The organism is Aeromonas molluscorum, assembly GCF_051376105.1.
Lineage (GTDB): Bacteria > Pseudomonadota > Gammaproteobacteria > Enterobacterales > Aeromonadaceae > Aeromonas > Aeromonas molluscorum.
In genome coordinates this window covers 1,421,989-1,440,229 of record NZ_JBPQCY010000001.1, presented here as the reverse complement: position 1 = coordinate 1,440,229, position 18,241 = coordinate 1,421,989, and the positions used below count along the sequence as shown (strand labels likewise).

Here is an 18,241-nt window from a genome sequence, read left to right as displayed (position 1 = left end):
TAGGCAATGGCATGGCTGGTGAGATAGACCATCACTTCACTGAACAACCCAAGGTGGTTGAGAAACAGCAACTGCTGGTCGTCGGCAATGGCATGGTCGGTCATCACTTCATCGAACAGCTGGTGGCGGCAGATGGACTGGCCAGCTTCACGGTCACCGTATTGGGTGCCGAACCCGATCCCGCCTATGACAGGGTGCATCTTTCCGAGGTGTTTGGCGGCAAGGCGTCCGATGCGTTGCGCCTCGCCGACCCGGCCTGGTACGCCGAGCAAGGGGTGAGTTTGCGGCTCGGTGCCAAGGTCGAGAGCCTGGACAGGGCCGCTCGCCAGCTCTGCCTCGAGTCCGGGGAGCGCCTCGACTATGACCGTCTGGTACTGGCCACCGGCTCTGTGCCCTTCGTGCCGCCCATCCCCGGTCATGAGCGGGCTGGCTGTTTCATCTATCGCACCCTGGGGGATCTGGACGAGATCCGCGATGCCTGCGCCGCCGCCCGCACTGGCGTCGTCATCGGCGGCGGCCTGCTCGGCTTGGAAGCGGCCAATGCCCTGCGATTGCTGGGGCTCAAGACGCGGGTGGTGGAGTTCGCTCCCCGACTGATGCCGGTTCAGCTCGATGAGAGCGGCGGCGCCCTGCTCAGGGAGAAGATCCAGGGGCTGGGGGTCGAGGTGTATACGGCCACCGCCACCGAGGCCATCGAGGATGGTGAGACGGCGCGGCATCGCCTGCGCTTCGCCGATGGTCAGCATCTGGAGACGGATGTGATCCTCTTCTCGGCCGGGATACGCCCGGCGGATTCCCTGGCCCGTCAGGGGGGGCTGAGGGTGGGTGAGCGAGGGGGTATCTGCATCGATGAGGGCTGCATCAGCTCGGATCCCGCCATCCTGGCCATCGGTGAGTGTGCGCTCTGGCAGGGGCGCATCTACGGACTGGTGGCCCCCGGTTATCAGATGGCCCGCGCCGCCGTGGCGACCCTCTGTGGCGGTGAGACCCGCTTCCAGGGCGCCGACATGTCCACCAAGCTCAAGCTGATGGGGGTGGATGTGGGCTCCATCGGCGATGCCCATGGCAGCAGCGAAGGGGCTCAGGAGCTGTTGCTGCTGGACAGGGTCAATGGCATCTACAAGAAGCTGGTGACCGATGGCGAGGGCAAGCGGCTGCTCGGCGCCATCCTGGTGGGCGATGGTAGTGATTATGAGCGGCTGCTCCAGTACTACCAGAACGCTCTGCCTCTGCCCGAACCCGTGCTCTCTCTGTTGATGGGGGAGGGGGCCGAGGCGGCGGCGCCCATGGTGCTGCCCGACAGCGCCATCCTCTGCTCCTGCCATAACGTCAGCAAGGGGGCCGTGGTGGCGGCGGTGCGGGCCGGCAATCAGGATGTGGCCGCCATCAAGTCCTGCACCAAGGCGGGCACCGGCTGTGGCGGTTGCAGCAACTTGCTCAAGCAGGTGGTGGACGTGGCCTTGGCCGAGCTGGGGGTGGAGGCCGACCACAGCCTGTGCGAGCACTTCGCCTACAGCCGTCAGCAGCTCTACCACCTGGCCCGCGTGGGGGAGATCAAGACCTTCGATGCCCTGCGGGATCGTCATGGTCAGGGGCTGGGTTGCGATATCTGCAAGCCGACCGTGGCCTCCATTCTGGCCTCGCTCTGGAACGAGCACGTGCTGGAGAAGCCCCATCGGGGACTGCAAGATACCAACGACGCCTTCTTGGCCAACCTGCAAAGAGATGGCTCCTACTCGGTGGTGCCGCGCATTCCCGGCGGCGAGATCACCCCGGACGGCCTCATCACCATCGGCGAGGTGGCCCGAAAATACGGGCTCTACACCAAGATCACCGGCGGCCAGCGCATCGACTTGTTCGGTGCCAGGGTCGATCAGTTGCCGGACATCTGGGCGGAGCTCATCGCGGCGGGCTTCGAGACCGGCCAGGCCTATGGCAAGTCAGTGCGCACCGTCAAATCCTGTGTGGGCTCCACCTGGTGTCGCTACGGGGTGCAGGACTCCATGGGGCTGACCATGCGGCTCGAGCACAGGTACAAGGGGCTCAGAGCGCCCCACAAGCTGAAGTTTGCCGTCTCAGGCTGCACCCGGGAGTGCGCCGAGGCCCAGAGCAAGGACATCGGCGTCATCGCCACCGAACGGGGCTGGAACCTCTATGTCTGTGGCAATGGCGGCATGAGGCCGCGCCACGCCGACCTCTTTGCCACCGATCTTGATGAGCCGACCCTGATCCGCTACATAGACCGATTGCTGATGTTCTATGTACGCACCGGGGAGCGTCTGCAGCGCACCTCGGTCTGGATGGAGAGCATGGAGGGGGGGCTAGACTACCTCAAGTCGGTGATCATTGAGGACAGGCTGGGCCTCGGGGCCGAACTTGAGGCCCATATGGAGTCCATTGTCGGCAGTTGGCAGTGCGAGTGGAAGAGTACCCTGGCCGATCCGGACAAGGTGGCCCTGTTCAAGGCATTTGTCGATGACCAGCCGGTTGCCACGCCGCCAAGGCGCGAGGAGCGTGGCCAGTGGGTCCCGGCGATCAAGATCAAGGAGTTGATATGATGCAGCAAGAAAGCTGGTTGCCGGTCTGCGCCCTGGCCATGCTGTTGCCAGCTCAGGGTCGCAGTGCCCGGGTCGGGGAGCTGCAGTTGGCGCTGTTTCTGCTCGGGGAGCGAGTTTATGCTCTGGATGACAGGGATCCCGTCTCGGGTATTGCCCTGCTCTCACGAGGCATAGTGGGGGATCTTGGCGGAGAGCCGGTGGTGGCCTCGCCGCTCTACAAGCAGCGCTATGCCCTGGACGATGGGCGTTGCCTCGATGATGCTGGTCTGGCGGTACGCAGCTGGCCAACCCGGCTCGATGGCGACCAGGTCTGGATCAATCTCGCATGAGCCCACCTGGCGGCGGACTGTGCCATTTGTAATAAACACCGGGCCTGTGCCCGGTGTTTTTCTGTGCGCAGACCGACAAATTTTCATCCTCCTGATTGTATCGAAACGTTTTCCTTGGATTATAGACATAAGTTTGTAAATGGATGTTTGTCTATGACTGAGCGAGAGCAAGAGATCCTGGCCCTGTTGCGCCAGGACCCCATGATTGCCCAGCAGGAGCTGGCGACCCGACTCGGCATCAGCCGCTCGGCCCTGGCCAGCCATGTCTCCAGCCTGATCCGGCAGGGGCTGGTGATGGGGCGGGGCTATGTGCTGCGGGAGGGGCCCTACGCCGTCGTGGTGGGGGGCGCCAACATGGATATCTGCGGCCAGAGTCGGGCGGCACTGCGCATGGGGGACTCCAACCCGGGCTCGGTGCGCACCTCGGCCGGTGGCGTGGGGCGCAACATAGCCGAGAACCTGGCGCGGCTTGGCACCGATACCCGTCTGGTGACGGCGGTGGGCAACGATCAGCATGGCCATCAGCTGCTTGAGGCGAGCCAGAGTGCCGGCGTCGACGTGCGCCAGGTGCTGGTGCTCGATGGCAAGGCCACCTCCTGCTATCTGAGCCTGCACGACGGCCTGGGGGAGATGAGTTGCGCCATCAATGACATGGGCATCATCGAGGAGCTGACCCCGGCCAGATTGACACCCCTTGGCGGTTTTCTTTCTGCCGCCAACGTGCTGGTACTCGACACCAACCTCGCCACCTGCACCCTGGACTGGCTGTTCGACCGCCATGGGGAACAGGTGCTGTTTGTCGATACCGTCTCGGTAGCCAAGGTGGAGAAGATCCGCTCCTGGCTCGGCCGCATTCATACCCTCAAACCCAATCGCAGCGAGGCCGAACAGCTGTGCGGCTTCGCCATCGAAGGGCCGGATACCTGGCCCAGGGCGGCGCACTGGTTCCACAGTGCCGGCGTGCAGCGCCTGTTTCTGAGCCTGGGCGAGCAGGGCATTTTTTATAGTGACGGGGAGACGCAGGGTCACCTGCCCATCCTCGGCTGCCCGGTCAACAACGTGACCGGTGGCGGTGATGCCTTCATGGCCGGATTGGTCCATGGCTGGCTGGCCGGCAGCGACATGGCGCAAACCACCCGTTTTGCCCTCGGCTGCGCCGCCCTTACCGTCGGTTGTCATGAGACCGTCTTTTCCGGCCTGTCCAAGGCCGCCGTCGAACGTGTTCTGGAGGAGTACCCATGTTGACAAGCTATCTCGATATCCAACCCGAAGTCGCCGCCGCCCTCGCTGCCGGCCACCCCGTCGTGGCGCTGGAGTCCACCATCATCTCCCACGGCATGCCCTATCCGCAAAATGTGGAGACGGCGCGCCGGGTCGAACAGGTGGTGCGCGACAATGGCGCCATCCCGGCAACCATCGCCATCATGGATGGCCGACTCAAGGTGGGATTGGATAACGACATGCTGGAGGCCCTGGGCCGCGCCGGTCACCGAGTCACCAAGTGCAGCCGCCGTGACATCCCCTTCGTGCTGGCCAAGCGCGCCATGGGGGCAACGACAGTGGCCTCCACCATGATCATCGCCGCCATGGCCAAGATCCGGGTGTTTGCCACCGGCGGCATTGGCGGTGTCCATCGGGGCGCCCAGGAGAGCTTCGACATCTCGGCGGATCTGCAGGAACTGGCGCAGACCCCGGTCGCCGTGGTTTGCGCCGGGGCCAAGTCCATTCTCGATATCGGCCTGACCCTGGAGTACCTGGAGACCCAAGGGGTGCCGGTGATCGGCTATCAGAGCGAGGAGCTGCCTGCCTTCTATACCCGCGAGAGCGGCTTCAAGGTGGATTACCGGCTCGACTCCCCCCAGGAGGTGGCCGAGGCGTTGCGCATCAAGTGGGATCTGGGACTGGCGGGGGGCGCTGTGGTGGCCAACCCCATACCGAGCGAATTTGCCATGGCGCGAGCCGACATCGACAGCGCAATCGCTCAGGCGCTGGCCGAGGCGGATGAACAGGGCATCAAGGGCAAGGCATCGACCCCCTTCCTGCTGGCCCGGGTGTGCGAGCTGACCGGTGGCAACTCGCTGGCGGCCAACATCCAGCTGGTGCTGAACAATGCAGCCCTCGGGGCGCGCATCGCCGGCAGCCTCTGAGGCCACGCCGTTCGCCAATAAAAAAAGAGAGCCCTGGGCTCTCTTTTTTATTGGCAGAGACGAAATCAGTCGCTCAGCTCATCCCCGACCTGTTTGACCGCGTCCCGGGTGCTGTGGCCTATCTCACGGGTGTCCCGGGTGGTGTGGCCAATGTCGCGGGTCACGTTCTTGGTGGTGTGCCCGACCGTGCGGCCCGCTTCCTTGATGTCGGCGCAGCCAGCAAGGGCGAGGGGGACGAGCAGCGCCACCAGGGGTCTCAAACGATGCATTGCAATCACCTCGATAAGGGGGGAGGCCATTATGACGCCTGGGGGAGCGGGCGGGCAACCAGCAGGGTGTGGCCCGGGCCCGGGATCTCGTGCTCGGCTTCCACATGGAAACCGGCCTCGCGCAGGCACTGATACATCTCCTTGGAGTGGTAGAAGCGACTGTTGCCGTTGGCGATGGCGGTGAAATAGAGAGAAGTGGCGTTGAGGCTGAAGCTGGCCGCCTCGAAGCTCTGCCTGTCCCAGAACAGTTCAAGGATGCAGATCCGGGCCCCCGGTTTCATGTGCTGGCGAATGCGCTTGAGGATGACGACTATCTGCGCGTGGCTGAAGCAGTCGAGGAACTGGCTCATCCACCAGATGTCTGCCTCACCGGGCAACGGACCTTCGGCGTCGAGCATGTTGACCCCATGGCCAGTGACTCTGGCAGTCATTCCGGCGGCCTCTATTCGGGGCTGCGCGAGGGCGAGCTGCTCGGGCAAGTCCAGTATGGTGACCTCGAGCTCCGGATCCCGGGCCGCGCAGGAGAGGGCCCACTTGCCGGTATTGCCTCCCACGTCATAAAGAGTACGCGGTGCATAGCCCAATACATGATCCTGGGCCTGCTGGAAGGCCCAGTCAGAGTAGAAGTGATCGAAGGCGAACCAGCTGGCCCGGGCTGGCTCCGGCAACTCGTCGAGGTGGGGATAGATGGTGGCCCACTCGCGGTTGAACACCTTGAGCCCCTCGGGCTTGCCTTCCCGAATGGCATCGAGCAGATGGGCGAGGGGCTGATAGCAGACATGCTGGGTGAAATCCATATTGACCCGGGTCATGGGGTCGTTTTGCAGGTATTTGCCCACCTTGCCCAGCACATAATGGTCACCGACCAGATGGCAGAGCCCGCCCCCCAGCCCCATGTCGAGCAGCACCCCGGCGCCATATTCGCCGATCGCGCAGTGGCTGGCGATCTCCGCCGTCGTTGCCCCCTCTTTGCCGCGATCCTCCAGGTAGGCGAGCACACCGATTTCACGCAAGCACCAGCTCGCCTGGAACAGCATGGGGGCAAAAGCGATACGCTGCGCCTGGCTGATGGCGGAGAGGGCATCATGCCCCTCGCTTTGGTAATGTTTCACAGGATCTGCCACTCCGGGGTTATTGATTATTGCTGGTGCGGGACAGCTCGATCTGGATGGCTTGGTTCAATCCCTGGATCCAGCGATTATAACTGCGGTGGATGGCGCCCTTGCCATTGTCATCCAGATTGATGCTGCTGACGTAATTGAGGGAGTAGTCATGAGCGGTATAAGGAATATTGATCACCGCCTGATGCTGGCGCACATTCAATTGCCCGCGGATAAGACCGGGTTGTTCTTTCTTCATCACCCAGCCCTTGCTCAGGCCGCCATTGAGAATGGCATTGCCGACCTGCTCCTCGCTCAGGGTGAAGGTCACCTGATTGGCTGGCAGATTACGGACAGGTTGGCTGGTGGAGCAGGCGGCGAGCAGAATGCAGCCGAGCAACAATCCTGATTTGGTTATGAAATTCATTATTTTCCCCGAGGTAGGTTTCTTATGAAGCGGGGCAATGAGACAACATAATGGCACTATTTTCAATAAAATATGACTGTAGACAAGGGCTTATATGTTCTGTCATCTATTATTTATGGAAAATAATGCTATGATGGCCGCCGAATTAATGGCAGGCATCAAAGTAGCATTATTTCGCCATGTTTCTAGCCGGATGACAGCCGGTACTCTGATTAATCCAACTCATCAGCCATTGCGCCGCACCAGGACGGAAGCTCGCCATCATGCTCTCATTTTCACTCCTTGATGCGCAGGCTCTCTCCCCCGGGCTGAACCACGACACCCAATGGCAACAGTGGGCAGTAGAGGGTCAGTGGCCCGATGCTGCCCTGTTGCCGCCGACTCCGCTGCTGCCCATGATGATGGCCCGCCGCCTCAGTGCCGGGGCCCGGCTCGCGGTGCAGCTCGGCTTGGACATGCTGGCCCGCCATCCCATCGACAATGCCATCTTCGTCAGTCGCCACGGTGAGCTGGCGCGTTCCATGACACTGTTGCAGGGGCTGGCGGCTGCCAAGCCCCTCTCTCCCACGGATTTCTCCATGTCGGTGCACAACACGGCGGCCGGGCTCTGTTCAATCCAGGGCAAGGCTGCGCTGCCCATGAGTTCGCTGGCGGCAGGGGAAGGGAGCCTGATGGCGGGGGTGACCGAAGCGATCGCCAACCTGCAGGCCGGTTACCGGCGCGTGTTGCTGGTTTTCTTCGAGGGAGAGATCCCCGCTTTCCATCACGCCTGGCTCCCGGCGACGGCCCCCTATGCGCTCGCCCTGGTACTCGGGGATGAGGAAGAGGGCGAGCGTTGGTACTGCGAAGGAGCGGTGGCGCTGGCTCACACTCCCGAGCTGGCCCAGCCGTTGGCATTCTGGCGTGCTCGCTTGTTGCAGCAAACCACATGCCTGCTGGGAGATGGGCACCAGGAGTGGGCATGGCGGCGCGGTTGAACCGGCTCTGGCGGCTGTTTGGCACCGCCCTTGGCTTCACGGTGTTTGGCGTGGGAGGCCTGCTGCTCAGCCTCTGCTGGTTCCCGCTGTTGGCCCTCTGCCTGCGTGGCGAGCAACGTCGCACCCTGGCCCAGGCCAGCATCAAGCAGAGTTTTCGGCTGTTCATGGGGCTGCTCAAGGGATTGGGGGTGCTGGACTATCGGGTGATCGGCATGCCCCACGATCTGCGCGGCGCCCTGGTGGTCGCCAATCACCCCAGTCTGCTCGACTATGTGATGCTGGCCGCCGAGCTGCCGGTATGTGACTGCATCGTCAAGCAAGCCTTGTGGCATAATCCTTTTCTGGGCGGCGTAGTACGTGCCGCCGACTACATTCCCAATGTGGAGGCAGAGCGATTATTGCCGCTCTGTATGGCCCGGGTACGCAGCGGCGGCTTGCTGCTGGTGTTTCCGGAAGGTACCCGCACCACCCCGGGAGAGCCATTGCGTCTGCAACGGGGGGCGGCCCAGCTTGCGGTCCGCAGTCAGGTGCCGCTGCAGCCGGTACGCATTTACTGCAGTGAGCGCTTCCTCACCAAGCAGGACAAATGGTTCAGGACGCCGAGGCGCAAGCCAAGCTTCATTCTGGAGTTCCTGCCGCAGGTCACTGCCGCAGAGGTGGTCGGCAACGAGCAGGGCAGCGCCCTGGCCGCCCGCCAGTTAACCCGATTTCTCACCAAGGTCCTGCAACCCGGGACCCAATGACAGCGTATGGAACAGCAATGCAAGACCTGCAACTAGAGATAAAGCAACTCATTATCGACAGCCTCAATCTGGAAGGATTGACCCCGGACGACATCGACAGCCAGGCCCCCCTATTTGGCGATGGTCTGGGCCTGGACTCCATCGATGCGCTCGAGCTCGGCCTTGCCATCAAGGGGCGCTACGGCATAGTGCTCTCCGCCGATGACGAGAATACCCGTCGTCACTTTGCCAGCGTCGCAGCCTTGGCTGCCCTGGTTCAGTCCCAATCCTGAGCCCGTCCCTTTTCGGAGAAAGACAGATGAACAGAGACGAGATTTTTATCGAGATCAAGACCACCCTGATGAAGCTGTTCGAGGTGGATGAGGCGGACATCACCCTGGATGCCCAGCTCTATCAGGATCTGGAGCTCGACAGCATAGACGCCATCGATCTGGTGGTGCACCTGCAAAAATTGACCGGCAAGAAGATCAAGCCCGAAGAGTTCAAGTCGGTGCGCAGCGTAGCCGACGTGGTCGACGCGGTCGAGCGCCTGCTGGCCGATGCCTGATCCCAAGGCCAGACCCATGCTGCGGCTGCTCTCCCTGCTGGCAGGGGGGCTGCTGCTGACCTATCCCCTGGCCGTCTATTGGGGGCTGACCCATTGGGGTGGCTCCGCCCTGCTGGCCGTCTTGCTGGTCACCTTTGCCCTGCGGCTGCTGCCCGGTGTTTCCCCGGTGCGCGAGTGGCTGCTGCTCGGCCGCCTGCTCGCCTGTGTTGGCCTGCTGCTGACGGGCTTGAGTGCCATCTTTTCGGCCCAGCACTGGCTGCTCTATTATCCCCTGGCCGTCTCTCTGGCGCTGCTCTGCCTGTTTGGCTGGAGCCTGATCCAGCCCATGAGTCTGGTTGAGCGGCTTGCCCGCCTGACCGATCCTGATCTGCCGCTGGCGGGAGTGCGTTACACCCGCACCGTGACCCAGGTCTGGTGCGGTTTCTTCGTGGTCAACGGCGCGCTTGCCGCCGCCACCATCTGGCACGGAGACCTGGCGCTGTGGAGCCTCTACAACGGCTTGATCAGTTACCTGCTGATGGGACTCTTGATGGGCGGGGAGTACCTGGTGCGGCTGCGGGTCAAGCGGGGTTTTGCCTGATGAGTGATGCTCTCCACACTGGCGCGCCTTGCCAGGACTTGCTTGCCGCCATCTGGGCGCGGAGAGACGAGGAGCTGGTGGCGTTCGGCCCCCAGGGAGATAGCCATTTCGGTGAGCTGAGATGCGGCGCCGAGGCGTTGGCGGGCGTGCTCGCCAGCTCATCGGCAGCGCGCTGGGCGCTCTGTTTCGACGACAGCCTGCTGTTTGCCCAGGCGCTACTCGCCTGCGCCTTGTCGGGGCGTGAGGCCGTGCTGCCCGGTCATCAGCGTCCGGCTGCCCTGGCCGAACTCGGGGCGGGTTTTGACGGCATATTGACCGATAGCCCGCAGTTGGGGGAGGGGAGCGAGCATCCCTGGTTGCGTCTGCCCCTGACGGATGGAGCGCATGAGATCCCGACGCAGCGCTGGCATGCCCCCAGCCGTTTGCAACTGACGCTGTTCACCTCAGGCTCGACCGGTGCCCCCAAGGCCATCCCCAAGTCATGGCATCAACTCGAGGCCGAGTTGCGCGTGTTGATGGCGCTTTGGGGTCAGCGGTTAGTCGGTACTCACCTGCTGGCGAGCGTCAGTCACCAGCACATCTATGGCCTGCTGTTTCGGATCCTGTTGCCTCTGGTGCTGCGCATCCCTTTCGCTCGTACCCTGACCCTCTACCCGGAGCAGCTCAAAGGCCAGCGAGGGCCCTGGGCGCTGATCGCCTCTCCTGCCTTCCTGAGCCGGCTCGATCCCGAGATAGGGGGGGCAGGATGCCACCTGATTGTCTCCTCCGGCGGCCCCCTGGCGCTGGCGGATGCGACTCGGGCCGGTCAGCTGTTTGGCCAACTGCCCATAGAGGTATTTGGCAGCAGCGAGACCGGCGGTATCGCCTGGCGTCAGAGCCTGGCCCCCCAAACCCCCTGGTGCCCCATGCCGGGGGTCAGGGCCCTGGTGGCGGCCGATGAGCGCTTGCTGCTGCATTCCCCTTTTCTGCCCGATGATGCGCCGCTGCTCTGCGCCGATCGCATTCAACTGGCTGATGCGGGTTTTCATCTGCTGGGACGAGGGGATCGCCTCATCAAGCTCGAAGAGAAGCGCATCTCCCTCGATGAGGTTGAAACCCGGCTGCAGGCTTTGTCCTGGGTCGAGGAGGCGGCCGTGCTGCCCCTGACGGTGGCGGCCCGGCAACTACTCGGTGCCGTGCTGGTGTTGACCTCAGAAGGGCAACGGCAGTGGCAGACCCTGGGGCCCGGACGCTTTCTCATCGCCCTGCGTGAGCAGTTGCGACCCTGGCTCGAACCGGTGGCGCTGCCGCGCCGGGTGCGGGTCTTGGCGACATTGCCATTGAGCAGTCAGGGCAAGCGCCCCTGGTCCGAGCTGAAGGCGCTGTTTGATGGGGGGCTTGCCAAGGAGATGGCGGGGCCCGAAGCATGTCACCCGACGAGGCGAGAGATGGACAAGACCGACTCAGGCGCAGCCGTCATGAAAATCAGTACACTCCCGACTCTGCTCGAGCAAGTCATGACCCAAGACGCGCTGGTGCTGCGGCTTCGTCTTGATCCCGAGTTGCCCTGGTTTATCGGTCACTTTCCGGGCGCGCCTCTGCTGCCCGGCGTGACGCAGGTACATTGGGCCATGCACTACGCAGGTCAGCTGCTTGGCCTGGACAGGGCCTTTGGCGGCATGAGCCAGCTCAAGTTCCAGCGTCCGCTGCGCCCGGGTCAGGAGTGCTGCCTGCATTTGACCTGGCAAGCCGATAAGGGCCAGCTGCTGTTCAGCTACAAGATTGCGGGCGAGCACGCCAGCAGTGGGCGGGTGACGCTATGCCCCTGAATTGCTGCATCATCATCCCCTGCTACAACCACTCGGCCCCCCTGGCCGGGGTGCTGGCCACGTTGGCCCCCCTGGGACTGCCTTGCTTGCTGATCGACGATGGCAGCGAGCCGGGAGCCGCCGCAGACCTCGATGGCTTGGCTCGCGAGCATCAGGCGTGGGTGAGCCTGCTGCGCCATCCCCGGAATCTTGGCAAGGGCGCCGCGGTAATGACGGGGCTCAAGACTGCCTTGGCGCGTGGCTTCAGCCATGGCTTGCAGATAGACGCGGACGGTCAGCACGATCTTGCTGACGTGCCGCGTCTGCTGCGCGAGGCCGAGGCCCATCCCGAGGCGCTGATCTCGGGCCGCCCGCTCTATGACGACACCGTACCCAAAGGGCGCCTCTATGGCCGCTACATCACCCATGTCTGGGTCTGGATTGAAACGCTCTCTTTTGCCATCAAGGACAGCATGTGCGGTTTTCGGGTCTATCCGTTGGACGGGAGCTGTGCCTTGATGGCAGCGGTCCCCCTTGGCAAGGGGATGGATTTTGACACCGAGATCATGGTGCGCCTCCACTGGCGCGGGGTGGAAACCCGCTTCGTGCCGACCCGGGTCATCTATCCCGCCGATGGCAGCTCGCACTTTCGGCTCTGGCAAGACAACCTGGACATTTCCTGGATGCATACCCGGCTGGTGTGTCGCCTGCTCTGGGATCTGTTGCTGCGCCTGCTGGGCTGGCCCGCCCGCCTCCGGGGGGCGCGGCAAGCGCCCGGTTCGGGCATCTCTCATGGCAACAGTCCCCGTTCCGAGGGCTGGCTGACCAGGCTGTGGCGTCAGGGCAAGGCGCACTGGTCGCGCACCCCGGAGCGGGGCAGCTTGCTGGGGTTGCAGATCATGCTGGCCAGCTACCGGTTGCTCGGGCGCAGAGGGTTCAAGGCACTGCTCTACCCGGTGATCGGCTATTTCTGGCTGACCGGCCGCCGTCAACGGGAGGCCTCCGAGCAGTATCTGGCCCGGCTCGAAGCGTTCGCCAGGAGCCAAGGGGTGAGTCTGCCTGCTGAGCCGAGATCCAGCTTTCGCCACTTGCTGCGCTTTGGCGAGGCGGCCCTGGACAAGCTGGCGGGCTGGCGCGGCGACATAGTGCCCGGGCAGGTCGAGCTGGTGGGGCGCGAGCACCACGAGGCGGCGATCCGAAACGGTCAGGGCCTGCTGCTGCTTGGTTCCCACCTCGGCGATCTCGAGCTGTGCCGGGCACTCGGTACCCAGGCCGGTCAGGTCACCATCAACGCCCTGGTGTTCACCCGTCATGCGGCCCGCTTCAACGCCCTGCTCAAACAGATCAATCCAGGATCCGGTCTCAACCTCATCCAGGTGCAGGAGATGGGGGCGGACACCGCCATACTGCTCAAGGAGAAGATAGAGGCGGGGGAGTGGGTGGTGATCGTCGGTGATCGCACCTCGGTCACCCGGGAAAAACGGGTAGTCTGGGCCGACTTTCTCGGCGCCCCGGCCCCCTTCCCCCTGGGCCCCTTCGCCCTGGCGAGCGTGCTCGTCTGCCCCGTCTACCTGATGTTCGGCCTCAAGGAGCAGGGGCGTTTTCGGGTCCATTTCGAGCCCTTCGCCGAGCGGCTAATGCTGCCACGCAGCAACCGGGAGGCGGCGCTGCAACGCTGGGTGCAGGCCTATGCGGACAGATTGCAGCACCATTGCCTTCGGGCGCCGCTGGACTGGTTCAACTTCTTCGATTTCTGGCAGCTAACTCATGATGAACAGTGATACCTCCTATACCCGCAAGGCCGATGATGACCAGCAACAAGTCACCTTCGGGGCCGGGCCCCTGCGTATAGAGCAGGTGGTCGCCCTGGCCGAAGGGCGGGCCGTGCCAACACTCAATCCGGATCCCGCCTTTCGGGCCCGTATTCAGCGCGGCGCCGATTTTCTCGATCGCTTGTTGAGCGAGGAGGGGGTCATCTATGGGGTGACGACGGGCTATGGTGACTCGGTCACCCGGGCCGTCCCTCCCGCCCTGGTGGCCGAACTGCCCCTGCACCTGACCCGTTTCCACGGCTGTGGCCTGGGGGAAAACCTGAGCCTGGAGGCCGGGCGCGCCGTGCTGGCGACCAGGCTCTGCTCCCTGGCCCAGGGCGTTTCGGGAGTCAGCCAGGCTTTGCTTGCGCGGCTCTGCTGGTTGCTGGAGCAGGACTTGATCCCCCGTATTCCCGAAGAGGGATCGGTCGGTGCCAGCGGCGATCTTACCCCGCTCTCCTATGTGGCCGCCGTACTGGTGGGGGAGCGCGAGCTCTATCGGGATGGTCAGCTGGCGAGCACCGCCGATGTCTATCAGGAACTCGGGGTCACGCCGCTGCGCCTGCGCCCCAAGGAGGGGCTGGCGCTGATGAATGGCACCTCGGTGATGACGGCGCTGGCCTGCCTCGCCTATGCCCGCACCGAATACCTGATGAAGCTGGCGACCCGGATCACCGCCCTGGTCAGCGTCGCCATGGGGGGCAATGCTTTCCACTTCGACGAGAGGCTGTTTGCGGCCAAGCCCCATCCCGGCATGCAGGGCATCGCCGCCTGGCTGAGGGCGGATCTGGTGGCGGGCGAGCTGCCCCGCCACAGCGACCGGCTGCAGGACAGATACTCCCTGCGCTGCGCGCCCCACGTCATCGGCGTGGTGGCCGACAGCCTGCCCTGGTGGCGTCAGCTCATCGAAAACGAGCTCAACAGCGCCAACGACAATCCCCTCATCGATGGTGATTTCGAGCATGTGATGCACGGCGGTCACTTCTATGGCGGCCACATCGCCATGGCCATGGACAGCATGAAGACGGCGGTGGCCAATCTGGCCGACCTGCTCGATCGCCAGTTGGCCCAGCTGGTGGACAGCAAGTTCAACGGCGGCCTGCCGAGCAACCTCTCCGGTGCCTGCGGCGAGCGACAGATGATCAACCACGGCTTCAAGGCGGTGCAGATCGGGGTCTCCGCCTGGACGGCCGAGGCCCTCAAGCTGACCATGCCGGCCAGCGTCTTCTCCCGATCTACCGAGTGCCACAATCAGGACAAGGTGAGCATGGGCACCATAGCGGCGCGGGATGCCCTGCGGGTGCTGACCCTGACCGAGCAGGTCGGTGCCGCCTGTCTGCTGGCGGCTGTGCAGGGGGTCGAGCTGCGCCTCGGTTTGCAGCAGCTTAGCCTGGCCGATCTGAGCCCGGCCTTGCGGGAGATGGTGCTGGCGGTGCGAGCGCATCATGCCCCTCTGGTGGAGGACAGGCCCCTGGAGCAGGAGCTAAGAGCCCTGATCGCCCGGCTGCAGGCCCGCCACTATCCACTCTATGGAGACAAGACACATGCAGAGTGAAACCTGGATGATCAGCCACAGCATAGAGGTCGAGATCCCCTTTCATGACGTGGACATGATGGCTGTCGCCTGGCATGGCCATTATGTGCGCTACATCGAGCTGGCCCGCTGTGCCCTGCTTGAACAGATCGATTACAACTACCCCCAGATGGAGGCCTCCGGCTACCTCTGGCCCATCATCGATTTGCGGCTCAAATACATGGCTCCCCTGCGCTTTGGCCAGAAGGTGCGGGTCGAAGCCCGGCTTTGTGAGTACCAGAACCGGCTAAAGATTGAGTACCAGCTGTTCGATCTCCTGAGCGGGGCACGCACCAGCAAGGGCTACAGTATTCAGGTGGCGGTGAACAAGGAGAGTGGCGAGATGTGCCTGGCCTCCCCTCGGGTGTTGCTCGACAAGCTCGGAGTGAGCGAATGAGGGCCTGGTTGCGAGTCAGCCTGCTGCTGTTGGCAGCCCTGAGCCCAGTCTGTTTGCAGGCCAAGGTCCTGAGCCAGGATGAGGTGCGCCAGTTGCTGAGTCAGCATCAGGCCCAGCGTGCCCAGTTTGAGCAGGAGAAGCAGGTGGCGGGCTTAAGCCAGCCCCTGCGCGCCAGCGGTGATCTGCTGTTGGTGCGTGGCAAGGGGCTCTGGTGGCATCAGCAGGCGCCGTTCGAACTGGGCCTGAGTCTCACCGACCAGCGCATGAGCCAGCGAGTTGGTCAGGGGCGCGCCGAGGTGATCGATAACCCCCAACTGCTCGAGTTCAGCAAGATGTTGCTGGCACTGTTCGGCTCGGATGAGCAGGCACTGGCCCGCTACTTTGAGCTGGCGTTTCAATCTGGCGAGCAGGGCTGGACCTTGACCCTGACTCCGCTGGCGCCTCCCCTGGACAAGGTGTTTGCCCGGCTTGGCTTGAGCGGGGGTGAGCAATTGGACAGGCTGCTGATCGTGGACAAGCAAGGGGATGAGACCCTTATCCACTTCTCTCACTGGCAGACGGTGAACCTGCCGCTTCCCCCTGAGCAAGAGGCTCATTTTGCCCCCTAAATTACCCATCATCGCAGCACCGCCACCCCTTGCCGCCGGCATCAGCGAGGCAAGCTGGCGCAGGCTGGCCCTGGGCTGGCTGCTGCTCTGCCTGTTGGCACTGGCATCACTGGGTTATCTGCTGCCCCATAGCCGCATCAACACCAGTTTGATGGATCTGTTACCCGAAAGTGAGCGATCCTCTCTGGATCCGGCCTTGCAGCAAGGGTTGCTGCATCAGCTTGATGGTCAACTGGTCTGGATGCTGAGTCTGCCTGCGGGTCAGGATAGCCGGATCGCCGCGCAAAGCTGGGAGGATGCCCTGAGGGCGCTGCCCGAGCTCAGTAGCGTTCGCGGCGCCCAGCCCGAGCTGGCCGGTGCCTGGCAAGCGTATCTGCATGACTACGCCTGGCAGCGCCTCGATGGCGTCAGCCGGGAGCGGCTCGCCGCAGGGCCGCACGCCTGGAGCCAGTGGGTACTCGGCCAGATCTACAGCCCCTTTGGCGGAGTCTCGCGCGCCGAGTGGCAAAACGATCCCCTGCTGCTGACACGGGCCGGGGTGCAGGGTCAGGTCGCCACCGCCTTGCGGCTGGACCATGACTGGCTGGTGAGTCAGGATGAGAGCGGGCGGCGCTGGTATCTGCTGCGGGCAGAATTGGACCGTTCGGCCTTCGACCTCGCTCGCAATGGTGCCTTGCTGAGCCGGCTCGACGAGGCGGAGCAGAGACTCAAGGCACACTATCCGGGGGTTGAGCTGCTCCGCCGTGGCACGCTGTTTTATAGCCAGCACGCCAGCAACCTGGCTCAGGCAGATATTTCCACCATAGGGTTGGGCTCGCTGATTGGGGTGATGCTGCTTATCTGGGTTGTGTTTCGTTCGACCCGTGCGCTCTGCCTCGCCCTGCTGCCCATCATTATCGGCCTGGGCTGGGGGCTGTTGGCTGTCCTGATCTGGTTTGGCGAGGTTCACCTCTTTACCCTGGTGATCAGCACCAGTCTCATCGGCATCGCCATCGACTACGGCCTGCATTTTCTCAGCGAGCGGCGCCTGAATGGGGCCGAGGAGAGCCCTCATCAGACCCGGGCCCGGCTGTTACCCAGCCTCTGGCTGGCGCTGCTCACTACCTTGATCGGCTATGGCCTGCTCTGGCTGGCGCCCTTCCCCGGCCTGCAGCAGCTGGCGCTGTGCGCTCTGGTCGGGCTCTCTGCGGCCTTCGTGACCGTTGTCTGTCTCTTTCCGCTCTGGCTGGGCCCTCTGCCGCAAGAGGAGCCAGCAGTATTGGTGTGGTTGAGCGGCTGGCTCAAGCTGTGGCGCGAGCGACGCACGTTGCGCTGGGGGCTGCCGCTGATCAGCCTGTTGCTGGTGGTCGCGGGGCTGAACCGGTTGCAGGTTGACGATGACATTGGTCGCCTGCAACCCCTGCCCGTTGAGTTGCAAGCCCAGGAGCGGCAGATCCAGCATCTCACAGGCCAGCAGGGGGGCATGCTGGGGTTCCTGGTCACGGGGGAGGACGGGGAGGCGGTCTTGCAGCGGCTAGAGGCCCTGACTCGGACGCTCACCCTGGCCAAGGCGCAGGGACAATTGACCGGGTTTGTCTCGCTGGCTCAGTGGCTGCCATCCCTGGCGCAGCAAAAGGCGGATCACGACGCCCTTGGCAAGCTCCTGCCCGAGGTGGTGACGGCGCTCAACCAGGCCGGCGTACCGGCCAAGGGGATCGCCAGACCCTGGCAACCTCTTACGCCCGCGCTGTGGCTGGCCAGCCCGGTCAGCGAGGGGAGCCGTCTGCTCTGGCACCGCCTGGCCGATGGCCGGGTCGCCATCTGGCTGCCGATCTCGGGGGTGAGTGCGCCCGCTGCCATGGCAAACCTGGCCGCGAACCAGCCTGGCGTCTATTGGCAGGATAAGCGGGCTCAGTGGAGCCAGCTGTTCGCTCACTACCGCATCAAGCTGGCCGAGCTGTTGGGATTGGCCATGGGACTGGTCGCCCTGTTGCTCGGCTGGCGGCTCGGCTGGCGCAGGGGGGGGCGAGTCCTGCTGGTCAACGTCCTGGCGCTGGGGGCGGGGCTGGCCCTGCTCGCGGCCTGCGGCCAGCCGCTCACCCTGTTCGGGGTCCTGGCGCTGAGTCTCATCTTTGGCATCGGCATCGACTACGGGCTCTTCTTTGCCCACAGTGGTGCCGATCCCCATCGTCAGCGCTCGACCCTGCTCGCCATCTTGCTGGCCAACCTGACCACCCAGCTGGCATTCGGGCTATTGGCCCTGAGTCACACTCCGGCCATTGCGGGCTTCGGTCTGGTGCTGAGCGGCGGTATCTTTACCGCTTTCCTCTTATCTCCTCTGGTGCTGGACAGGTGATGACCCCATGACCCTCACCCCTGTTTGGCCCACTCTAGATCCCCGGGACACAA

Annotated in this window: 18 protein-coding genes; 15 read left to right on the top strand and 3 right to left on the bottom strand. The window is 63.8% G+C overall.

Going from position 1 to position 18,241, the window contains the following annotated elements:
• Positions 1-11 precede the first annotated feature (11 nt).
• From nirB to ACSMDR_RS06855, 4 genes are all read left to right on the top strand, one after another.
• Positions 12-2,558 carry a nitrite reductase large subunit NirB gene (gene nirB, locus ACSMDR_RS06870; protein WP_436468213.1) on the top strand — a complete coding sequence of 849 codons (2,547 nt, stop codon included), beginning with the start codon at positions 12-14 and terminating at the stop codon, positions 2,556-2,558.
• Positions 2,555-2,887: a nitrite reductase small subunit NirD gene (nirD, locus tag ACSMDR_RS06865; RefSeq protein WP_436467723.1), complete on the top strand. Its 333-nt coding sequence runs from the start codon at positions 2,555-2,557 to the stop codon at positions 2,885-2,887. Before nirB ends, nirD begins: the two co-directional genes overlap by 4 nt.
• A 153-nt stretch (positions 2,888-3,040) precedes the next feature.
• Positions 3,041-4,132 carry a PfkB family carbohydrate kinase gene (locus tag ACSMDR_RS06860; protein WP_436467722.1) on the top strand — a complete coding sequence of 364 codons (1,092 nt, stop codon included), beginning with the start codon at positions 3,041-3,043 and terminating at the stop codon, positions 4,130-4,132.
• The gene (locus ACSMDR_RS06855) at positions 4,126-5,034 is read left to right on the top strand and encodes a pseudouridine-5'-phosphate glycosidase (RefSeq protein WP_436467721.1); all 909 of its coding nucleotides are present in this window, start codon (positions 4,126-4,128) and stop codon (positions 5,032-5,034) included. The genes ACSMDR_RS06860 and ACSMDR_RS06855 overlap by 7 nt, the downstream gene beginning before the upstream one ends.
• A gap of 65 nt (positions 5,035-5,099) precedes the next feature.
• Here the strand turns inward: ACSMDR_RS06855 and ACSMDR_RS06850 are convergent, their stop codons facing one another.
• From ACSMDR_RS06850 to ACSMDR_RS06840, 3 genes are read right to left on the bottom strand one after another with little or no spacing between them, the layout of a single operon-like run.
• Positions 5,100-5,303: a hypothetical protein gene (locus ACSMDR_RS06850; protein ID WP_436467720.1), complete on the bottom strand. Its 204-nt coding sequence runs from the start codon at positions 5,301-5,303 to the stop codon at positions 5,100-5,102.
• Between the two features lie 29 nt (positions 5,304-5,332).
• Complete coding sequence (locus ACSMDR_RS06845) at positions 5,333-6,415, bottom strand: methyltransferase (RefSeq protein WP_436467719.1); 1,083 nt, start codon at positions 6,413-6,415, stop codon at positions 5,333-5,335.
• 19 nt (positions 6,416-6,434) lie between these two features.
• On the bottom strand, positions 6,435-6,830 hold the full coding sequence (locus tag ACSMDR_RS06840) for a hypothetical protein (RefSeq protein ID WP_436467718.1): 396 nt from the start codon (positions 6,828-6,830) through the stop codon (positions 6,435-6,437).
• Positions 6,831-7,093: 263 nt separating this feature from the next.
• Between ACSMDR_RS06840 and ACSMDR_RS06835 the strand changes: the two genes are divergently transcribed.
• Genes ACSMDR_RS06835 through ACSMDR_RS06785 form a run of 11 tightly spaced genes read left to right on the top strand, consistent with a single transcriptional unit; the run spans position 7,094 to position 18,188 of the window.
• Positions 7,094-7,807 carry a beta-ketoacyl synthase chain length factor gene (locus ACSMDR_RS06835; RefSeq protein WP_436467717.1) on the top strand — a complete coding sequence of 238 codons (714 nt, stop codon included), beginning with the start codon at positions 7,094-7,096 and terminating at the stop codon, positions 7,805-7,807.
• A complete protein-coding gene (locus ACSMDR_RS06830; protein ID WP_005893806.1) occupies positions 7,792-8,550 on the top strand; it encodes a lysophospholipid acyltransferase family protein in 759 nt (252 codons plus the stop codon). Before ACSMDR_RS06835 ends, ACSMDR_RS06830 begins: the two co-directional genes overlap by 16 nt.
• A gap of 17 nt (positions 8,551-8,567) precedes the next feature.
• Positions 8,568-8,822: a phosphopantetheine-binding protein gene (locus ACSMDR_RS06825; RefSeq protein WP_005893805.1), complete on the top strand. Its 255-nt coding sequence runs from the start codon at positions 8,568-8,570 to the stop codon at positions 8,820-8,822.
• Positions 8,823-8,848: 26 nt separating this feature from the next.
• Entirely contained in the window at positions 8,849-9,097 is a 249-nt protein-coding gene (locus tag ACSMDR_RS06820; protein ID WP_436467716.1) for an acyl carrier protein, read from the top strand.
• Positions 9,090-9,677, top strand: a complete 588-nt coding sequence (locus tag ACSMDR_RS06815; protein ID WP_436467715.1) for a COG4648 family protein — start codon at positions 9,090-9,092, stop codon at positions 9,675-9,677. Before ACSMDR_RS06820 ends, ACSMDR_RS06815 begins: the two co-directional genes overlap by 8 nt.
• Positions 9,677-11,485 (top strand): ApeI family dehydratase, encoded by a 1,809-nt coding sequence (locus ACSMDR_RS06810; protein ID WP_436467714.1) that lies wholly within the window; start codon positions 9,677-9,679, stop codon positions 11,483-11,485. The genes ACSMDR_RS06815 and ACSMDR_RS06810 overlap by 1 nt, the downstream gene beginning before the upstream one ends.
• Positions 11,482-13,245: a glycosyltransferase family 2 protein gene (locus ACSMDR_RS06805; protein WP_436468212.1), complete on the top strand. Its 1,764-nt coding sequence runs from the start codon at positions 11,482-11,484 to the stop codon at positions 13,243-13,245. The genes ACSMDR_RS06810 and ACSMDR_RS06805 overlap by 4 nt, the downstream gene beginning before the upstream one ends.
• The gene (locus ACSMDR_RS06800; RefSeq protein WP_436468211.1) at positions 13,235-14,830 is read left to right on the top strand and encodes an HAL/PAL/TAL family ammonia-lyase; all 1,596 of its coding nucleotides are present in this window, start codon (positions 13,235-13,237) and stop codon (positions 14,828-14,830) included. Before ACSMDR_RS06805 ends, ACSMDR_RS06800 begins: the two co-directional genes overlap by 11 nt.
• Entirely contained in the window at positions 14,820-15,245 is a 426-nt protein-coding gene (locus ACSMDR_RS06795; RefSeq protein ID WP_005893795.1) for an acyl-CoA thioesterase, read from the top strand. Before ACSMDR_RS06800 ends, ACSMDR_RS06795 begins: the two co-directional genes overlap by 11 nt.
• On the top strand, positions 15,242-15,853 hold the full coding sequence (locus ACSMDR_RS06790; protein WP_436467713.1) for an outer membrane lipoprotein carrier protein LolA: 612 nt from the start codon (positions 15,242-15,244) through the stop codon (positions 15,851-15,853). The genes ACSMDR_RS06795 and ACSMDR_RS06790 overlap by 4 nt, the downstream gene beginning before the upstream one ends.
• Positions 15,843-18,188, top strand: a complete 2,346-nt coding sequence (locus ACSMDR_RS06785) for an MMPL family transporter (protein WP_436467712.1) — start codon at positions 15,843-15,845, stop codon at positions 18,186-18,188. The genes ACSMDR_RS06790 and ACSMDR_RS06785 overlap by 11 nt, the downstream gene beginning before the upstream one ends.
• Positions 18,189-18,241: the final 53 nt, after the last annotated feature.